The sequence below is a fragment of the Bermanella marisrubri genome, assembly GCF_012295615.1.
Classification (GTDB): Bacteria; Pseudomonadota; Gammaproteobacteria; order Pseudomonadales; family Oceanobacteraceae; genus Bermanella; species Bermanella marisrubri.
The window spans coordinates 1,231,609-1,248,479 of record NZ_CP051183.1; the positions used below are offsets into that span (position 1 = coordinate 1,231,609).

Genomic DNA, 16,871 nt, shown 5'->3' on the forward strand with positions numbered 1-16,871 from the left:
ATCGGCTGGTGGGGGTAAACAGGGGGACATGGTTTTAGGGGTGCGAGCAGTAAAGGGGCGCAAATGGATGAGCATCGCTTTGCTGGCTACTTTGCGGGTTATTGCCTCGTACGCATTCATCAGTACTGCACCTGTCGCACTGGCTTCGTCAGCCATCGAGATTTCCTACGAGCAAGGTTCTCAACAAGAATTCAGCGGCATCGACGGGTTAAATCTCGAGCAATCTCGCACGGTGCTGGCTTTCCCATTTGCCGATATACAATCCCGCCCGGGCCGCCTTTACGCAGGCTTGCGCCTCGAACAAAACCAGTTTGAATTATCTGGTACCGCCGATGGTGTGCGCCGCTTTTATTTCGCTTCTTTACCCATACGCTATAACCCACGCCAACGCGGCAAGGTATCCTATCAATGGCATTTAGAACCCACTTACTACAGTGATGAATCTCTAACTGATCAAAGCCGTTATGAAATACAATTTCATTGGCAGATGCGCTATCACGTGACATCTCGAGCCTCATGGGTATTGGGTGCCGCGCGAGACAGCGGTTTTGGTGTACGCACTTGGTACCCAAGAATTGGCCTGATTAGCGAACCTAAAAAAGGCATCAAGCATCACTGGGTATTCCCCAACTTCTATTCCCGCATTGCCCTCAACCGCAATCACGCCATTCGCTTTCATATCACGCGCGAGGGCGGTCAGTGGGTGTATTTAAGCGAAGAGGAAACCGAGCAGGTCTTTAGTTACCAGCAATGGGACATCGGCATTCGCTTATTGCGTCGTTCGCCATTGGCATTTGATTGGATGATGGGTGCAGGCGTTAAGCAAGCAGGCCAAGCTTCGGTGGCTGGGAATGATGGCGATTTATCCGGCTCCCAATATTTCATTTTAGGCATTACCGCACCGCTATAGTGTTTACAGCCGATTCCTCTTTATTTAGGCGTGTCTTATGGCACAATATCGCCGCCGATTGAGGAGAGATGAATGGAATTTGTAAAACGCCACTGGGAAATCCCCCTATTTGTTGTATTCGCCATATTGTGTGTCACCTTCCCAGAAGTGGATATCAAGGTTAGCGAGCTATTCTACGAGCCAGGCGTAGGCTTCCCACTAGATCATGACCCGATCATTCAATTCATTTATGTGGTATTCCGTTACATGCCGCATTTCATCATCCCAATATTTCTACTGATGCTGGCAGCCCCTTGGTTTATCAAAGCCATGCACGGCACCCGTAAATACACCACGTTTTTGTTGCTGACCCTATTGATTGGCCCCGGCATTATTGTGCACCCCATCTTAAAAGATAACTGGGATCGCCCACGGCCAGAAAACACACAAAACTTCGGCGGCCAACACGAATTCGCTCCCGCCTTTAAAATGAACGATGTAGAAGGCAACCACAAAAGTTTTGCCAGCGGCCACGCTGCCATGGGCTTTTGGTTTATTGCCTTCGCATGGGTATTCCGCAAGCGTCGTTTATTCGTAGCAGGGCTTGTCATCGGCGCCATCGTGAGCATGGGCCGCATCGTACAAGGTGGGCACTTCTTATCAGATATCATCACCGCTGGGTTTATTTGCTACTTCACCTGCCAAGCCATGTCCTATTGGTTGTTTGGTGATTATCGAATCAAGCGGGAAAAGCTGGCGGATCATTCTGAAGATCTCGACGACTAGCTCAATTAAAAAGACAAGCGGCTTTAATCGAAGAATGTTTAAAGCCGCAAACCCCACCTATCGTTCATTACTTAACATAATAGTTTCAGTTTTTTCATAAAGTGTTTCAGAGGCTTGATAGATATTATTTAGACGCCATTGTGTTCGCCTTTTATTTTTGGAAGCGTCCATTTCATTATATTTTGGAGCTGGATCGAGATATATAATTCCGTCATGGATTGCTTTTATTAGATTCTCTACAGTTGATCTGAAGCACCAGAGAACCTTGTCTTGAAATACAACACGCTTTAAAAAACCTTCTTCTTTTTCTTCTGCAATAGTATTTTCAACGACTTTTGCTGGAACGTAAACAACTTCATTATGTTTTGCCCCCCATTTATTCATTAGGTGTTCAATAGACCATGAGGCTGCAATATCGCCGTTAGAGTATTCAAGAATGACCTGCATACCATTCATTTGTTTTGAAAATGGGATGCTAGGATCATAGATTTTTCTCGTGATATCTTTTTCTTCTAAGCCTTTTGTAACCGGGAAGCATATGATTTTCAAGGTTAATTCTGTCTTTGGGTTTATTTTATAGGCTCTGTGAAGGCCTGTAAGTCTATACTCTTCGCCTTTAAGATAGCCATATTTCTTCATGAAGTTGTTAAAATTTTCATGGTACAAGCCACCATCGGCCTCTGTTGTAATGAGTGATAGTTTGGTTCGGGTAAAACACTTCAATTCAATGCCCAAAATATCACCATCATGATTACTATTGGGTATAATCCCTAAAGCATGCTCGAGTGTATACCCGTGCACTTGAGTTCCAGTGAAGGGGGCTGTTTCCCCTGAACTTAGTAGGCGGCAACCTTTGAGACTCTGATTGGCAATTTTTTGAGAAAGCAGGTTTTTAAGTTTCTCTGTGTTATTGGAAACATGTTCAATCTCAAGTAGCTTACAAATTTTAGATCCTTGAAAAAATTTCAGAGTCTTAAAGTCGCTATAGAATTTATCTAATGGATCAACAATCATCATTGCTATCGCTACACCATTGTCAGTTGCGCCTAAAACTAGGTAGCGTGGTTTGAGAGCATCGCTTTTTGTGTATTCGACGCTCATCGCCTTTGGCATGTTTCCATGGATGGTTTGAAACCCTGATAAGCGAGTCTCGGGATATTGGTGATAGGTTATCGCCTTGCATTCTTTAACTTTTTCACGACTGCCGTCGCGTTTTAGCCAATAGAATTCATTGAATATAGCCTGAGGTATTAATCGTCCTGGATTTGATGCTCTTTTAGTGAGGCTTGTGCTAGCTTCGCGTTCGTCGAAAGTCATATCATATACAGAGTTTAAAGCACTTGTATCATGATGAAAGTAGACTTGATTTTTATCGTTATTATTTTTTGGCAGCTTTTTGATTAGAGCAATCGTACAATCATTTGATTTTAATTTATCATGAACATCATTCATGCTCTCTATGTTCAAGAAATCTAAATCACTGAACTCCATTTTACTCATGCTTCCTTAATAAAATACTACAATCTACTGATATTTTTATAAGCTTGCAATATTAGACCGTTTTTTGACGATAAAGCGAGAGAGGGGGAGTACACGAGAATAGGGATAATACCCATCTTTTACTCTTAGTTTTAGAGTAAAAGATGGATACGATAATACTTAGTTTTTGCGAGACTTAGGCAGCAGATTTATTAGGTTTTATTTTTATCGATTCTTGGATATATGGTTTCATTAGTTTTGCAACGGCCTCAAAAACAGGAACAATAACTGAATTACCGAATTGTCGATATGCTTGAGTGTCTGAAACAGGAATGATAAAAGGGCTTTCTTCTACCTTTTCAAATCCCATTAATCTTGCGCATTCCTTAGGGGTTAAGCGTCTAGGACGACGCTTTTGATTTGATTGGTTCCAAAAATCAGTTTCTCCAGTTCTTTTATTCCAGCCGCGATCAATCAGTATTTCGGACCCATCTTTGTGATAACGAGCGGATAGAGTTCTACACACTGCCGAGCTATTTTTTGGATCAACTAGTCCATAACCAAATCCGTTGCCTTTGGCTTGGTGTTTTTTCGCATATTCATACAGGTATTCCCATAGTCTGGGTGTGAGTACGTACTTTTCGTCTACAGATTTTTCTAACAAGGAAGATAGAGATGGAACTTCTCTTGGTTTCGGTAAATTAGTTAGAGTAAATCTATTGGTTAGGTTCAGATCCTTTCTAAAACCGACTAAAACTATACGTTCTCGGTGTTGAGGTAAGAAGTTTGCACCGTCAATAATTTTGGGATCTTTACCAGAGTAATCTACATCAGCTACATCATAACCTAACTCATCCAAAGCCTCTAAGATGACTTTAAAGGTTTTACCCTTATCATGACTTTTAAGATTTTTAACATTTTCTAACACAAACGCGTTTGGTTTTCGGGCACGAATAATCCTGCACACATCAAAAAACAATGTTCCTTGAGCATCACATTCAAACCCATGTTTTCTACCTAGTGAGTTTTTCTTTGAAACACCAGCTAAAGAAAAAGGCTGACAGGGAAAGCCGGCTAGAAGAACCTCATGATGAGGTATGATCTTTCTAATATGCTCATCAGCATCTCGTTCAGAAATATCATCAATGTTCGAAAGAGTAACGTCGCGAATATCTTCATTAAATTTGTGATCTCTAGGGTCACAAAAATGATTCGCTTTGTAAGTTCTTATTGCATATTTGTTCCATTCACTGGTAAAAACACACTTTCCACCTATATTGTCGAAACCTTTTCTAATTCCTCCAATACCTGCAAACAGGTCTATAAACGTGAAATCAGGGTTGTCGTAGTGTGGTGGTTTTTCGGGAAGCAAGCCCTCTAGAAAAAATAGCTCGTTTTCGTTAAAGCATTTTTCACTTTTGCCTTTGAGAACCCTGTTGATAGTTTCTCGACACCAATCATTTACGGTAATTGGGTTTAGTTTCTCTGCTATTTGTTTCTGGTCATAAACTTCCAGCAATTTGTTTAAAATATCATGTGTTTTGTCAGGAAGGCTCATGCTTATTTGTTCCATATAGTTTCCTCAACGATATCACTCGTTTGACCCAGAGTAAACCTTTGGCTGTACATAATTACAGTACAGTATTTGCAATGAAAGGAATCGGCAACAGCACTCCATCGCCTTGTTTAAAAAATAAGCAATTAGTGTTAGGCATACTATTCTTGATTGGCCTTGTGAGCGCAATAATTATTCGATTATTTCTTCAATACTCTGATGGGTAGCTGACACAATCACCTAAACCCTCCAGGGAGGCACTCCCATAATTCGCTAAAACGCGCGTGAAAAAGCCGCTTCTGATTCATATCCCAATTCTTGCGCCAAGTAAATCAATGGTTCATGTTGCTATTTTAACCGTTGGTAAGCTAGATTCTCGCCATTGGGTTTAATAAGCGTTTAAAGTGAGCGGAAAAGCCAGAGCGTGACATGCCGCATTCTTTAGCTAATGAATCGACTCTCCATTTCTTTTCGGAGTGTTGATGAATCGGAGATAAATAGCTTCGAATTTCAACTAATTTTAAATGTAGTGGAATTTTATACAGTAGGTTAACAGCACCTAGGCCGCATATCATTATTTTGAACGATTCCTGAGAAGCCCCGATTCATGGGCCCTAGAGATAACTATGCACAAGGGTATAGAATTATGTGGCCCTGTTGATGAGTTATGCGAATGGGCGTTTTCAAATTAAAACCGGCGTGCTATTGTTGTGGATAACATTAACTCGGCTAATGGATATAGCGGTAAGTCATTGAGAAGAAAGGGAAATTCATCCCCACCTCCAAGCCGTATATAGTTTATTAACAGTACCTAGGTCGTATAACACGCTGTTATATGGATAAGAAATGACGAACCAGCTTACACAAGGACAAAGTAAACGAGTCATGTATATCGAAAACAAAGAAGGATATATTGACGACTTTGCAGCGCATATTGGCTGGGTTACTTTTTCTAAATCAGGTAAAACTGTTTACTACCAAGATAAGGCTCTTTCTCGCATCAAAAAAGGTGGGATCTCTGGCAATCATATGGATGAAGAAACTGGAGAAGAGTATTGGGTCTCCGGAATTAAAAAGAGAGGCTCAAATACTCACTGGGCCGAATCTACCAATGTAAAAATCGACGATGATGCTAGAGAAGAGTATGAACGCATTATCAACAGTTAACCCATATAACCAGTCAGGGCACCAACGCCCACTTCGTGGGCTGGACGGCTTCGCCGCCGGTGCCTGAGGCGGTATATGTTAATTCTACCGTGAGTACCAAACTCATATATGCGTACTCGCGCAAACTCTGAAGCATCCCTGTCCATTTTTATGTAATTGATACGGCTCGTATTCTTGTTTTCTATCATGTTGCTTTCCATATACTTATGAGATACTGGCACTGGCTTTGAGCATCGTTTTTTTGAAGGAATATAGAATAATATGAAGGTAGTCAGCTTTGTAAATATGAAAGGTGGTGTTGCAAAAACAACCTTGTCTATAAATATTGCAGACTGTATGGCAACTAGACATGGATTGAGAGTGCTAATTATAGATTTAGATCCTCAATTTAATGCTACTCAGGCGTTAGTACATGGTTCAGATTATGTCGGTTACCTAGAAAAAGGTGGGCATACGATTGTTGATATCTTTGATGATAACCCTAGAGTTCAAACTAGCTCTGTGAAGGGGGAATTGCCGGCTCAACCTCTTGCATTAGAAGAAATTAAGCCAATGGTACGCAAAAACAACTTGTTTTTACTTCCCGGTGCACTTGAGCTTTATCGTTTGGATATGACAGGAGGGCAAGGTAGAGAGCATCGCTTAAAAAGATATATAGACATTGTTAAAAGTTCAGGGCTATATGACCTAGTTATCATTGATACTCCACCAACGCCTTCTACTTGGATGTCCGCTGCTTTAATCGCATCTGATTATTATTTGGTTCCTGTTAAACCTGAACCTCTATCAGTTACTGGTGTTGACCTCTTAAGAAATGTGATAAATCGAGTTAAAGAGAATTACTCGCTTGGAATCGAGTGCCTTGGTGTGGTGTTGACAATTTCAGATGAAAGAGAAACGGTTTACAAAAATGCCAAAGAGTACCTTGATTCGGCTGCTTTCTGGAAAGGGAAGCGATTCAAAAAATCATTACTGAAGCGAACGGAAATAGCGAGACGACAAGGTAACCAAGAATTAATTTTGGATACCGATGATTCAAAATTAAAAATGGCGATAGCAGATATTACTAGAGAAGCACTACAGAAATTAGGTTTGGAGAACTAAGATGAAAGACAAAAAAGAACTAAAGACGCTTTTACGTTTTTTAGAAGAACTCTCATGGCTTATGGATAGTTACTCAAAAATAGATTTCAGAAATGCGGCGTCTCTTATTGAAAATTTGGCTACCGATAAGTCTGACGCTAAAAAAGCTGTTGGGGAGTACGAATCTAAAAATCCTAATAAACATTTTTTAGTTGGGGCGTTACCCGCTCTATTTCTAGATATAGATCTTTTTAAGCGTAATCAAGATATAGCTGACTTTTCAAAAACTGTACTAGGTATTGAATTAACTAGGTTTAGCAGGAGTTCTAGAGCAGATGTTATTGGTAGGGTAATTTGCGCTACAGTTGACTTAGATGATGAAGGTCTAAATGTTTTAGTTAAGGCATTGGCTGTTTTAGCTGGTAATAAGGAAAAAACAAAACAGATATTACGCGATCGGGATAGTAATGACTTCAACTGGAATACTGTTATAAATGAGCTTTCTTCGAGGTAAAGCATGTCGACGAGATTGATACAAGACGATTTTGAGTGCTTAAAAGAATTTGTAAGTGAATACCGACTACCAAATGAAGATAATGTTGAGTACTTTAACAATTTAAAAAGAACTCACAAGGTTTATTTTTCGGTTTTGGAGCTTCATTCCATATGTAAAGGTATGGGACCTTTCAAAAGTAACATGGATTCAACGTTCGTAAAATATCTAGGAGAGTCAATTTCAGAGCTTGGAAGCTCTCTATTTGTTTCGCTTCATGGGTGCTATAAAGGAAGTGATCAGATATTAAGAAGTTCTATTGAAAACTTCTTAAAAGCATTTGGAAGTACTGTACATTCTGACATTACTTCTATCAAAAACACTTATGAAGTCATTGATAAGTCAGGGGATGCTGAAGTATTCAAAACTAAAGAGATCAAAGAGAAGTACTACAGGTTGAAGGATTTATATTCTACACTTTGTGCTTCAGTTCATACTGCAACAGAGTCAAATATGCAAAATGTAGGCGCTTTAGGTCACTTTCCTTACTTTGATGCTGATTCCTCTGCACAGTTTGTGAATAACTATATTGCGGTTTCTAACGCAATTTTAGATATTTTGTGTTGGTCAATTAGAACTGAGTATTCGAAAGTTCATTATCAAAGTAAAGATATAATTCAAGCCTCTTTATCTAAAAAAATTAAATTGATGATTTATTCTGGAGACGCTTCGTTGGCATAAGCTTAGTTACTAGTAATTATTCAGGAGAGTAGTGCCCAATTAATGAATTAATAGGGGCTGCTCTCCTAGTATTTAACAAAGCATTTAAGAGGGATTCGCAACACTTGGCAGTTTCGCTTCGCTCAAGTATAGCCAAGCGCTGCTCACACCTTAATGCGGCGTCAAAAAAGGTAGTAAGTTGGTTGTTACTACACTTACCCTAAGATATTAGAAGGTAAAATGGTTGTGCGTATAGTACTCATAATTGTCTGTTTGCTAGTGTCCCATAACTCAGTATCCAATTTTGGGGGCTATATTAGCAATGATATTAGTGAATCCGGGAACATTGTCCTTAAGAAAACGACCGCTCCGATCTCTTTAGATAAAGAACGGTTATTCTTTGATGTTGGGCAACGAGTAAAAGTGAAAGGACATTTCTGGCTGACCAATAACGACGATGTTCCCCACAATGTGACGATTGCATTCCCCCAAGATACGAGATGGAAGGCAGATTGGGATTCTGATGCTGATCGGTACGTTGCGCAAGATTACAAAGTTTTTAGACCTAATCTGGAAATAAATGATGTGGCAGAAACGTTTAATGGGTTTAAATATTCTAAAGGCGCTTACGATCTTAACCTAGTAAACAGAAAAACGGCGGCTAAGTGGGTGGAAGAGCATGTTGCTTTGAATGAAGCAAACCCGGTTTATACCGCTACGGTTTGGCTAACTAAATCCATTTCCTTTGGCGCAAATGAGACCAAGAAAGTCTCTATCTACTATGACTTTCCTTGGTTTTATAAGGATGAAACTTGGTCATTTGGTCTTAGATATAGCAATCAAAGGGTTTTTGAATATATAACCACAACAGCAAACACGTGGTTTGGTGGAAAGGTAAAAGATTTTGAAGCAGTCGCTACCTTGCCAAAGGATGTTGCTTCTCGCATTGAATTAAATCCTGCTGGATGGAAGTTGGATGAAACGGGTCGAGCTGTCTTAAATAAGCAGAATTGGTCTCCTAGTAGTGAGGATAACATTGCATTCTCTTGGAGAAGTGATTTAGCCATGCATTCGAAAAACGGTGACAATGACTGTTTAGATTCAAAATACTACCGTGACTATCATTGGCGGTTTGGTTTTGATGGCAGCAGAAGAACAGCATGGTGTAGTAATAGAAAAATGTTGGAGTGCAAAACCTTTTCAATCGTGCCGTTTAATGATGATGGTGAATATGATCCTCAAGAAATCAGTCACGCGAAAAGTATTGATGGGGAACCAGTTATGGTTAAGGGATTAAAGATCATTAATGGTTACGGAAAAAACGACAATGTGTTTGCCAACAACGCTCGGGTACGAAATATCGAGTTCTATATGGACGACCGGATAGATAGAGAGCAGGATGTGAAATGGAAGCAAGCCTTCAGATTGAAAGATACAGATCAGCCTCAAGTAGTGATGTTTGAAGAGCCGATTGATATAAGGAAGGGCTTGGATTTCAACATTATTGATGTCTATAAAGGGAAGCGGTTCGAGGATATATGTATTTCAGAAATTCAGCTTATCCAATAGTGGGTTTTATCATAGGTTTTGGGTGGATCTCTCCCGATAATGCGAATGCCTTTAGAAAACTTAAAGGTGTCTGCATGCCAAAGTAAGATGTCTCCATAAAAACACAATTGTATTCTCATGTGTTTAACCCGGAATGGCCCGCCCATGCACGCCTGCACGAGGTATGGCAACTGACCACCAATATAACCTTGGGCTTAATAGCGTTATGGCTAACTTGGTTTAAGGAATCTATTCGGTTGGCGGCAGCGATTTCCATCGCGGTAATGGGTGGCGTTTTGGTTGCCCATGTAATTGAAGATAGCTATTGCGGTAGTTTGTTGTCTGGTAATACTGCTACCACTGTTTTCGGATTGCAGCTTGCCGCGTTTGTTGCTTTGTGTGTGGTGCTGTTGTCGATATTGGCAGTGGTATTAGATATCAAACATGAAAGAAGAGAAGTCAGTGCATAGCCATTTGCTAACACAAAGCCCCCGAAAATAATTGGGGGCTTTGTGTTACGGGTTATGATTTGTTAGCTGTAATTTATTAATACCCAACAATTTTCCACCAACCGGATGAGTTCAGTATCATGAGTTCTCCATCTCTAGGAACGTTTGGCACAATCAAATCATTAGCTGAAATATCCCAATAGCCAATAGCGCTATCGCCATCATTACCTGACATGAATTGCCATTGACCGTTTTGGTATTTTATTGTGTGTGACCAACCGTTATTTGAATTGATCGCCACCAGCTCATCGTAGCCATCGTTTTGTACATCCACAACCGCATACTTGTCACTCGAAGAAATTTGCCACCATGCAATGGTGCCTGATCCATCGCCTTCTAAATAGGCCCATTGGGATCCAGTCCAATACATGGTGTGATGCCAACCATTTGGATTCAATGCCAGTAATTCATCACGGCCGTCGCCATTGAAGTCACCTGTGAGATATTGATCGCTTGGGCTGAGAGTCCACCAATAAATCGAACCTGATTGTCCTTGATTAATGATGTCCCAGTTTTGTGTTTGTGAGTTGTAACGCATGGTGGCATGTTTGCCCTGACTGGGTTTGATTTGCATCAGCTCATCGACACCGTCGCCATTAAAGTCGCCACTTAACAGACGATCTCCATTATCAATGTCGCCGTTTACGGCTGCTTGAATTTGTTGCCAATAGCCATTGGTATATTGAAAGGTTTTGTATTGCCCGTTTGGATTGGCTAATAATATTTCGTCAAAACCATCGCCATTAAAATCCCCTGCTACGTGTTGGTCTTGAGCATTCCCCCACCAGTGACTGCCAAACGGATAATTCTGCGTATAGATCTCGGTCCATTGGTTTAATCCTGAGCTGATATAACGGTTTGCCAAAACAGCTTGTACGCCAGGTTTGATCATTAATAGCTCTTGGCCAAAATCGTTTGTGAAGTTTCCTGAAAGGTATACATCAGTATTGCTGATGCTCCAATTGTTTAGCGATGTTGAGTTTGCGTTGGTTTGAGTAAAGTGTTGACCGTCATTACCTTGATCATATTCCCAGTAAGGGTTGCACTTAGCTAATTTCGCCTGAAGGTATTGAGACCAATGGATATCGTTAAGCGTGAGTACGTTATTCACACCTTGGTAATTGTAATACATCACAGGGCCAGGAAAGGTACGTGTTGGCAAGCCCATGGCTTGGCCAATTCCAAATAAGAGTACACTTTCTAAGTGATGATAAGGGGTGGAACCAGAACTAATGCTCCAGGATTTGGTTAGGTTTAGTTTTATTAACCCTGGGTTACTGTCGTTAATGTCATCCCCTCTGACCAACTGAGTCATTTGTCCCGCTGAACCATAAAACCCTGAGGTATCCCAGCGAAAAACCAAGCGTGCTGGACCAGAGGATACTTGCTGGAAGTTAACGCGAAAATACGGTGCCCATTTGTTGAGAGCTTGCGCGATGATGGCTTGTTGTACAGAAGGGAAAATGGAAGGGTGATAGTTATCGATGCGATATTTTACTGTATCGGTACAAGGCCAATACGCTGCTTGTGCCTGTATCGAAAACAGAAATATCAGACATAATAAAATGGAGTGTAGTGGTCGTTTCATGAGTATGTCCTTATAAAAAATGAAGGATGAAACACTCAGTCACTCTTGTACTTAATTCTAATGATACGAACTCTGAAGAGAACCTAAGTGCAGCATCAACGAGTCATCAGTACATCAGAATCTGATGGCCTGTAATCCTAGCAGGGTTCAGTTTTTGATCAATCCGTAAACAATGGATTTACCCAGCAAACGATTGGATATTAGGGGTTATAGTGAAAAAACAGTCGTGGTCAAAAAATTAGTAAGAATATAGTGCCAAGATTGGTAGAAGAATTAATTATAAATTCTTAGGCTTATTGCGAAAGGTAGGATGTGTTGTGTGTTTTCTTGAGAATGTTTACTTGAGTGTTTTTCTGGGGGAGGCGAGCTTTACTTCTGCCGTTTAATATCCCGATAAAAGTTTTCATGGGTACCAAGTGTTAATAGCTCAAGCACAAGCGCGCCGTCATCAAAGCTATAGCCCAGTAAGGTGAGTTGTTTGTTCATTTTAAATTTATAAACTCGCAGAAAAGCCAAGTCACCTTTCTTTTGATTACCAAGCGTTGGCTCTTCGATTAATTCTCTGACCGCCGCATCTAGGTCTTTCTTTTGATTGGGCTTTAGCTTTTTCACCGCTTTCTTAAATGTCGGTGTTTGTAAAACGCTTTTTGCCTTAGCCAAAATCGTAGTCCTCTAGCTTTCCTGCATCACGCTCTGCTTGTGCAATAATCGCTTGGCGAACAAACTCGTAGGGTAAATCCGGGTTGTCTTCCATCATTTCGCCAATTTTTGCCCAATGCTCGATTTGCTTGGGTGGTGTCCGGTTTAGGGCTTTTGCCATAATCGTAGCTTTTTCGATAAGTTCTTGGTCTAGTCGAATGCTGGTAGTAGCCATAAATACTTCTCCATCTTTATGTTGCTACAATTGTAGTAACTTGCTACAAGTGATGCAAATAGCCTCTTTTCTTTGACGTGAATATATAATCAAAAAAGTAGATCTAATTTAGCTAATAATTCAGAAGTTCAATCGAAATATAGGATGTATTATGACTTCAACCTAAACGAACAGCGTTGGAGCCAAATATGAAACTTCTACAAATCAACAGCGGTATCTTCACCGAAAACAGCCAATCAACTCAGCTTGCAGACAAGTTCGCACAGCAGTGGTTGGCTCAGAATCCAGGCAGTGAGCGCATTGTACGTGACCTAATTGCTGATCCTGTGCCGCACTTGGATGCCAACATCATCACGGCGTTTGCTACAGAAGCGGATCAGCGCACAGCAGAGCAAACCCAAGTACATGAAAACAGCATGGCTTTAATTGAAGAGCTAAAGAGCGCAGATGCTATCGTGATGGGCGTACCCATGTATAACTTTGCGGTGCCATCTCAGCTTAAAGCGTACTTCGATCACATTGCCCGTGCGGGTATCACCTTCAGCTATACCGAGAATGGCCCGCAAGGTTTGCTAGCTGATAAACCAGTTTATGTTTTAGCCGCCCGTGGTGGTATTCATAAAGACCAACCAACGGATACACAAACGGGTTTCATTAAAACGATTCTTGGTTTTATTGGCCTTAAGAATGTAGAGATCATCTATGCAGAAGGCCTTAACATGGGTGATGAAGCCAAAGCGAAAGGTTTGGATGAAGCTAAGCAGCAAATGGAATCACTATTTGTTTAATGGGCTAGGCTTTTATGCTGCTTCAAACACCCCTAACGCAAAGTTTGGGGTGGCATAAAAGAAGCTGCTACCATAAGTGCAACTTAATCTCAGATTCGTTGTACTTATGGCTTTAGAATATCGCATTGTTCCTGTTACTCCCTTCCAGCAAAACTGCAGCATTATTTGGTGCAGTGAAACCAAAGAAGCCGCCGTGGTGGACCCAGGCGGTGACTTGCACTTAATCGAGCAAGCCGTTGACGATTTAGGTGTGCAAGTAAAGCAAGTTCTGTTAACCCATTGCCATATTGACCATGCGGGTATGACACAAGATGTGTCAGAAAAGCACCAGGTGCCTATCGTGGGTCCGCAAAAGGAAGAGCAGTTTTGGATTGATATGTTGCCGCAGCAGGCGGCTATGTTTAATTTTCCGCAAGCAAAAAGCTTTAGCCCAGACCGCTGGCTAGAAGAGGGTGATGAAGTCAAAGTCGGCAATGAAACCTTAAGCGTTTTGCATTGCCCTGGTCATACGCCGGGACACGTGGTTTTCTACAATGCAAACTCGCAGCTCGCTATTGTGGGTGATGTTTTGTTCATGGGTGGCATAGGTCGTACGGACTTCCCTATGGGCGATCATCAAACCTTAATCAACGCTATTCAGCAAAAGCTTTTTGCTTTGCCAGAAGAAACGCAGTTTATTCCGGGTCATGGCCCTATGAGTACTATTGGTCATGAAAAACGCAGCAATCCCTTTGTCAAAATGTACGGGTGATCCATGTCGAATCAAACGCTCTCAATGACGTCAGATTTGTATCAATATTTGCTCGATACCAGTTTGCGTGAACCGGAGTTGCTCAAGCAGCTACGCGAAGAAACCGCTAAAGATGAAATGGCGCGCATGCAGATCGCCCCAGAGCAGGGCCAATTTATGAGTTTGTTAGTCAAGCTCATGAATGCACGTAAAATCATCGAAGTAGGCACGTTCACCGGTTATAGCTCGATTATCATGGCCATGAATATGCAGCGTCCTGCGCAAATGGTGTGCTGTGATATGGATGAAAAATGGACCAACATGGCAAAGGATTATTGGCAGAAAGCCGGTGTAGATGACATTTGTGATTTACGTTTGGCACCCGCTAACGACACATTGGATGAGCTGCTAAAAAGCGGCGAGCAGGGCAGTTATGATTTGGCGTTTATTGATGCGGATAAAGCCAATTATGATGATTATTTTGAGAAATGTTTGCGCTTACTACGCCCAGGGGGCTTGATACTCGTAGACAATACTCTGTGGGGTGGCAGTGTGATTGATCATCAGAAAAACGATGAGGATACTTTGGCCATTCGTGCGTTCAATAAAAAACGTCAGCAGGACAACCGCATTCAGTTAAGCCATTTGCCCATCGCAGATGGATTAACCTTGTGTGTGAAAGTTTAAACAGCTTTCACACAAACCGAATTAGGCACTCGCCAATTTCAAATACTGCTCGGTGAGTGCGACCCACTCTTCAGGTGGGTTAATGGAGAGGGGGTGTTTACTGATCCCTCGTAAGTTAATCCACTGCATTTTCATAAAAAGATTTTGAAGATCCTTTTCACTGCGTTTTTTGTAAAAGCCGTCGATACAAAGCATGGCCATGCCGTGCACTTTTGACCAGCAGCTTCTTGCTAATAGCTGATAATCATCATCTATGAGTACACCTTCTTCCACGGCTTTTTCAGTTGCATTCAAAATGACGTTAAATGATTGATTCCCGGCTTCCATCATTTCTAATTGTTCGGCGCGGTTTGAAATCGAAGGGCCGAACATGAGTTTATATTGCTCAGGATGGCGTCGGGCAAAGTTCACATAGGCCATGCCAATAGCCATTAAGGTTTTTAAGCTGTCTTTTTGTCCGTATTGCGTTGCTTGTAGTGTGGTCTGTGTTAATTCCTCAAAGCCTTGCTTGGCCAATGCAACTAACAATGCTTGCTTATCTTTGAAGTGACGATAGGGAGCGGTTTGCGAAACACCCAAGTCACGCGCTACAGCGCGCAAGCTCAGCTTATCGACGCCTTCTTTTGCAATGCGTTGTAATGCCGCTTGCATGAGGGAGAAGGCGAGATCACCATGATGGTAATTTTGTTTTTTGCCAAATATTCGGCAGCTGGAAGAGATCTTCTTTACGTCATTCATAGTACATATAATAAACGAATTGTTGACACTGTAAACATCTGATTCTAGTATGTGTTCAGTGTAAACATAATAAATAAGTAGGCTGAGCGAGCCATGAATATGCAATCTTCAATTTATACCGTTATCTTTTCTTTGTTATCTGGTGTTTCCGCGGCCAGCTTAAGTGATGAGAATTCTGAGCAGGCGACAACTCTGGCGGTTAAGGCCGAACAAACTGTGTCGCAAGAGGCAAGCACCAATGATCCATCAGTGCCAACGTTGGGCACTCCGGTATTGATTAAGCCGGTCGAATATGTGGCGACTGCAAAAGCCATATACGGTAGTGGTGTTGTGAGGCCGGTATCTGAACAAACGCTTGCGTTTAAAGTGCCTGGTTATGTTGAAAAGGTACGCGTAAAAGCAGGGCAGTCAGTGAAAAGAGGTCAAGTACTAGCATCGCTGACCTTGGAAGAGATGGATGCGCAAGTGAGCAAGGCGCAAAGTGTGTTAGCCGATGCCCAGCGCCAACGAGATCGCATTAACTCTTTACGTAAGGATAGCCTTGCTTCGGATGAACAAGTTCGCCAAGCGGAGACGCAAGTTTCTGTCGCACAAGCGGATTTACGTTTAGCTAACTTTAATCGTCGGCATGCTCAAATCAAAGCTCCAGCCGATGGTCGAATTTTGCAACGAAGCCTAGAGGTCAATGAATACATTAACCCAGGCGTTGCCGCTTTTGTATTTGCAGATGACAAAAAGGGTTGGATGTTAAAACTGAATGTCACTGATCGTGACCGTATGCGTTTATCGCTGAATGATTCAGCCGAAATTCGTTTAGACGCTTACCCTAGCCAACGCTTTGAAGGGCGTGTTCGCGAAATGGCTGGCCGTGCAGATGTGCGTACACAAACCTTTGAAGTTCAGTTACAGATTCTTACCGATAAACCCTTGTACAGTGGTTTGATTGCCCATGCTGTGATTACCCCAAGTCAGAATGAGGCCTTAGTGAAAATACCGCTAGAGTCACTTATTTCAGCTTCGGGCATGGATGCAAAAGTCTACGTTGTAAAAGATCAAAAGCCCGTGTTGAAGAATATTCAGCTTGCGTACCTACAAGGTGATTACGGCTTTGTGCGCAGTGGTTTAGATAAAGGTGACTTGCTCGTGGTGAAAGGCGGTTCGTTTATTAATCCTGGTGATGCTTTAGCGATTAAACAGATCGAGCAAACCCAATCTTTTTTAGTGAAAGAGTGAGTTT

General features: G+C 41.7%; 18 protein-coding genes. 12 read left to right on the plus strand and 6 right to left on the minus strand.

From position 1 onward, the window contains the following. Positions 1 to 67: 67 nt before the first annotated feature. Positions 68 to 910 (plus strand): hypothetical protein, encoded by an 843-nt coding sequence (locus HF888_RS05640; RefSeq protein ID WP_007019324.1) that lies wholly within the window; start codon positions 68 to 70, stop codon positions 908 to 910. A gap of 72 nt (positions 911 to 982) precedes the next feature. After that, on the plus strand, positions 983 to 1,675 hold the full coding sequence (locus HF888_RS05645) for a phosphatase PAP2 family protein (RefSeq protein ID WP_007019323.1): 693 nt from the start codon (positions 983 to 985) through the stop codon (positions 1,673 to 1,675). Between the two features lie 57 nt (positions 1,676 to 1,732). Here HF888_RS05645 and HF888_RS05650 read toward each other — a convergent pair whose 3' ends face one another. Further along, positions 1,733 to 3,175 carry an MvaI/BcnI family restriction endonuclease gene (locus HF888_RS05650; RefSeq protein WP_207798159.1) on the minus strand — a complete coding sequence of 481 codons (1,443 nt, stop codon included), beginning with the start codon at positions 3,173 to 3,175 and terminating at the stop codon, positions 1,733 to 1,735. A 175-nt stretch (positions 3,176 to 3,350) separates the two neighbouring features. Continuing rightward, on the minus strand, positions 3,351 to 4,727 hold the full coding sequence (dcm, locus tag HF888_RS05655) for a DNA (cytosine-5-)-methyltransferase (RefSeq protein ID WP_168367045.1): 1,377 nt from the start codon (positions 4,725 to 4,727) through the stop codon (positions 3,351 to 3,353). An 828-nt stretch (positions 4,728 to 5,555) separates the two neighbouring features. Between dcm and HF888_RS05660 the strand changes: the two genes are divergently transcribed. The 6 genes from HF888_RS05660 (at position 5,556) to HF888_RS05685 (ending at position 10,190) form a co-directional block, all read left to right on the plus strand. Next, a complete protein-coding gene (locus HF888_RS05660; RefSeq protein ID WP_007019319.1) occupies positions 5,556 to 5,876 on the plus strand; it encodes a hypothetical protein in 321 nt (106 codons plus the stop codon). A gap of 261 nt (positions 5,877 to 6,137) precedes the next feature. Then, positions 6,138 to 6,980: a ParA family protein gene (locus HF888_RS05665; protein ID WP_007019317.1), complete on the plus strand. Its 843-nt coding sequence runs from the start codon at positions 6,138 to 6,140 to the stop codon at positions 6,978 to 6,980. Position 6,981: 1 nt separating this feature from the next. Then, the gene (locus HF888_RS05670; protein WP_007019316.1) at positions 6,982 to 7,473 is read left to right on the plus strand and encodes a hypothetical protein; all 492 of its coding nucleotides are present in this window, start codon (positions 6,982 to 6,984) and stop codon (positions 7,471 to 7,473) included. A gap of 3 nt (positions 7,474 to 7,476) precedes the next feature. After that, the gene (locus HF888_RS05675) at positions 7,477 to 8,193 is read left to right on the plus strand and encodes a hypothetical protein (protein WP_007019315.1); all 717 of its coding nucleotides are present in this window, start codon (positions 7,477 to 7,479) and stop codon (positions 8,191 to 8,193) included. A gap of 225 nt (positions 8,194 to 8,418) precedes the next feature. Next, complete coding sequence (locus tag HF888_RS05680) at positions 8,419 to 9,741, plus strand: NADase-type glycan-binding domain-containing protein (protein WP_133308541.1); 1,323 nt, start codon at positions 8,419 to 8,421, stop codon at positions 9,739 to 9,741. Positions 9,742 to 9,860: 119 nt separating this feature from the next. Then, on the plus strand, positions 9,861 to 10,190 hold the full coding sequence (locus tag HF888_RS05685; RefSeq protein ID WP_007019313.1) for a hypothetical protein: 330 nt from the start codon (positions 9,861 to 9,863) through the stop codon (positions 10,188 to 10,190). Positions 10,191 to 10,266: 76 nt separating this feature from the next. Here HF888_RS05685 and HF888_RS05690 read toward each other — a convergent pair whose 3' ends face one another. The 3 genes from HF888_RS05690 to HF888_RS05700 all read right to left on the minus strand — a co-directional run bounded on the left by HF888_RS05690 (position 10,267) and on the right by HF888_RS05700 (position 12,691). Then, positions 10,267 to 11,817: an FG-GAP repeat domain-containing protein gene (locus tag HF888_RS05690; RefSeq protein WP_007019312.1), complete on the minus strand. Its 1,551-nt coding sequence runs from the start codon at positions 11,815 to 11,817 to the stop codon at positions 10,267 to 10,269. Positions 11,818 to 12,186: 369 nt separating this feature from the next. Then, on the minus strand, positions 12,187 to 12,477 hold the full coding sequence (locus HF888_RS05695) for a type II toxin-antitoxin system RelE/ParE family toxin (RefSeq protein ID WP_007019311.1): 291 nt from the start codon (positions 12,475 to 12,477) through the stop codon (positions 12,187 to 12,189). Then, complete coding sequence (locus HF888_RS05700; protein ID WP_007019310.1) at positions 12,470 to 12,691, minus strand: TA system antitoxin ParD family protein; 222 nt, start codon at positions 12,689 to 12,691, stop codon at positions 12,470 to 12,472. The genes HF888_RS05695 and HF888_RS05700 overlap by 8 nt, the downstream gene beginning before the upstream one ends. 188 nt (positions 12,692 to 12,879) lie before the next feature. Between HF888_RS05700 and HF888_RS05705 the strand changes: the two genes are divergently transcribed. From HF888_RS05705 to HF888_RS05715, 3 genes are all read left to right on the plus strand, one after another. Continuing rightward, positions 12,880 to 13,479: an FMN-dependent NADH-azoreductase gene (locus HF888_RS05705; RefSeq protein WP_007019309.1), complete on the plus strand. Its 600-nt coding sequence runs from the start codon at positions 12,880 to 12,882 to the stop codon at positions 13,477 to 13,479. Positions 13,480 to 13,585: 106 nt separating this feature from the next. Then, complete coding sequence (locus HF888_RS05710) at positions 13,586 to 14,230, plus strand: MBL fold metallo-hydrolase (protein WP_007019308.1); 645 nt, start codon at positions 13,586 to 13,588, stop codon at positions 14,228 to 14,230. A gap of 3 nt (positions 14,231 to 14,233) precedes the next feature. Beyond that, complete coding sequence (locus HF888_RS05715) at positions 14,234 to 14,896, plus strand: O-methyltransferase (protein WP_007019307.1); 663 nt, start codon at positions 14,234 to 14,236, stop codon at positions 14,894 to 14,896. Between the two features lie 21 nt (positions 14,897 to 14,917). On the opposite strand, the gene HF888_RS05720 is transcribed toward HF888_RS05715, so the two are convergent. Further along, positions 14,918 to 15,634 (minus strand): TetR/AcrR family transcriptional regulator, encoded by a 717-nt coding sequence (locus tag HF888_RS05720; RefSeq protein ID WP_083771955.1) that lies wholly within the window; start codon positions 15,632 to 15,634, stop codon positions 14,918 to 14,920. Positions 15,635 to 15,727: 93 nt separating this feature from the next. Between HF888_RS05720 and HF888_RS05725 the strand changes: the two genes are divergently transcribed. Beyond that, positions 15,728 to 16,867, plus strand: coding sequence for an efflux RND transporter periplasmic adaptor subunit (locus HF888_RS05725; RefSeq protein ID WP_007019305.1), 1,140 nt, complete (start codon positions 15,728 to 15,730; stop codon positions 16,865 to 16,867). The last annotated feature ends 4 nt before the right edge of the window (positions 16,868 to 16,871 follow it).

Coding starts and splice junctions, on each gene's coding strand:
- HF888_RS05725 (WP_007019305.1), top strand. CDS start 15,728: ATGAATATGCAATCTTCAATTTATACCGTTATCTTTTCTTTGTTATCT.
- HF888_RS05640 (WP_007019324.1), top strand. CDS start 68: ATGAGCATCGCTTTGCTGGCTACTTTGCGGGTTATTGCCTCGTACGCA.
- HF888_RS05715 (WP_007019307.1), top strand. CDS start 14,234: ATGTCGAATCAAACGCTCTCAATGACGTCAGATTTGTATCAATATTTG.
- dcm (WP_168367045.1), bottom strand. CDS start 4,727: ATGGAACAAATAAGCATGAGCCTTCCTGACAAAACACATGATATTTTA.
- HF888_RS05670 (WP_007019316.1), top strand. CDS start 6,982: ATGAAAGACAAAAAAGAACTAAAGACGCTTTTACGTTTTTTAGAAGAA.
- HF888_RS05720 (WP_083771955.1), bottom strand. CDS start 15,634: ATGAATGACGTAAAGAAGATCTCTTCCAGCTGCCGAATATTTGGCAAA.
- HF888_RS05645 (WP_007019323.1), top strand. CDS start 983: ATGGAATTTGTAAAACGCCACTGGGAAATCCCCCTATTTGTTGTATTC.
- HF888_RS05705 (WP_007019309.1), top strand. CDS start 12,880: ATGAAACTTCTACAAATCAACAGCGGTATCTTCACCGAAAACAGCCAA.
- HF888_RS05690 (WP_007019312.1), bottom strand. CDS start 11,817: ATGAAACGACCACTACACTCCATTTTATTATGTCTGATATTTCTGTTT.
- HF888_RS05675 (WP_007019315.1), top strand. CDS start 7,477: ATGTCGACGAGATTGATACAAGACGATTTTGAGTGCTTAAAAGAATTT.
- HF888_RS05700 (WP_007019310.1), bottom strand. CDS start 12,691: ATGGCTACTACCAGCATTCGACTAGACCAAGAACTTATCGAAAAAGCT.
- HF888_RS05665 (WP_007019317.1), top strand. CDS start 6,138: ATGAAGGTAGTCAGCTTTGTAAATATGAAAGGTGGTGTTGCAAAAACA.
- HF888_RS05660 (WP_007019319.1), top strand. CDS start 5,556: ATGACGAACCAGCTTACACAAGGACAAAGTAAACGAGTCATGTATATC.
- HF888_RS05710 (WP_007019308.1), top strand. CDS start 13,586: ATGGCTTTAGAATATCGCATTGTTCCTGTTACTCCCTTCCAGCAAAAC.
- HF888_RS05650 (WP_207798159.1), bottom strand. CDS start 3,175: ATGAGTAAAATGGAGTTCAGTGATTTAGATTTCTTGAACATAGAGAGC.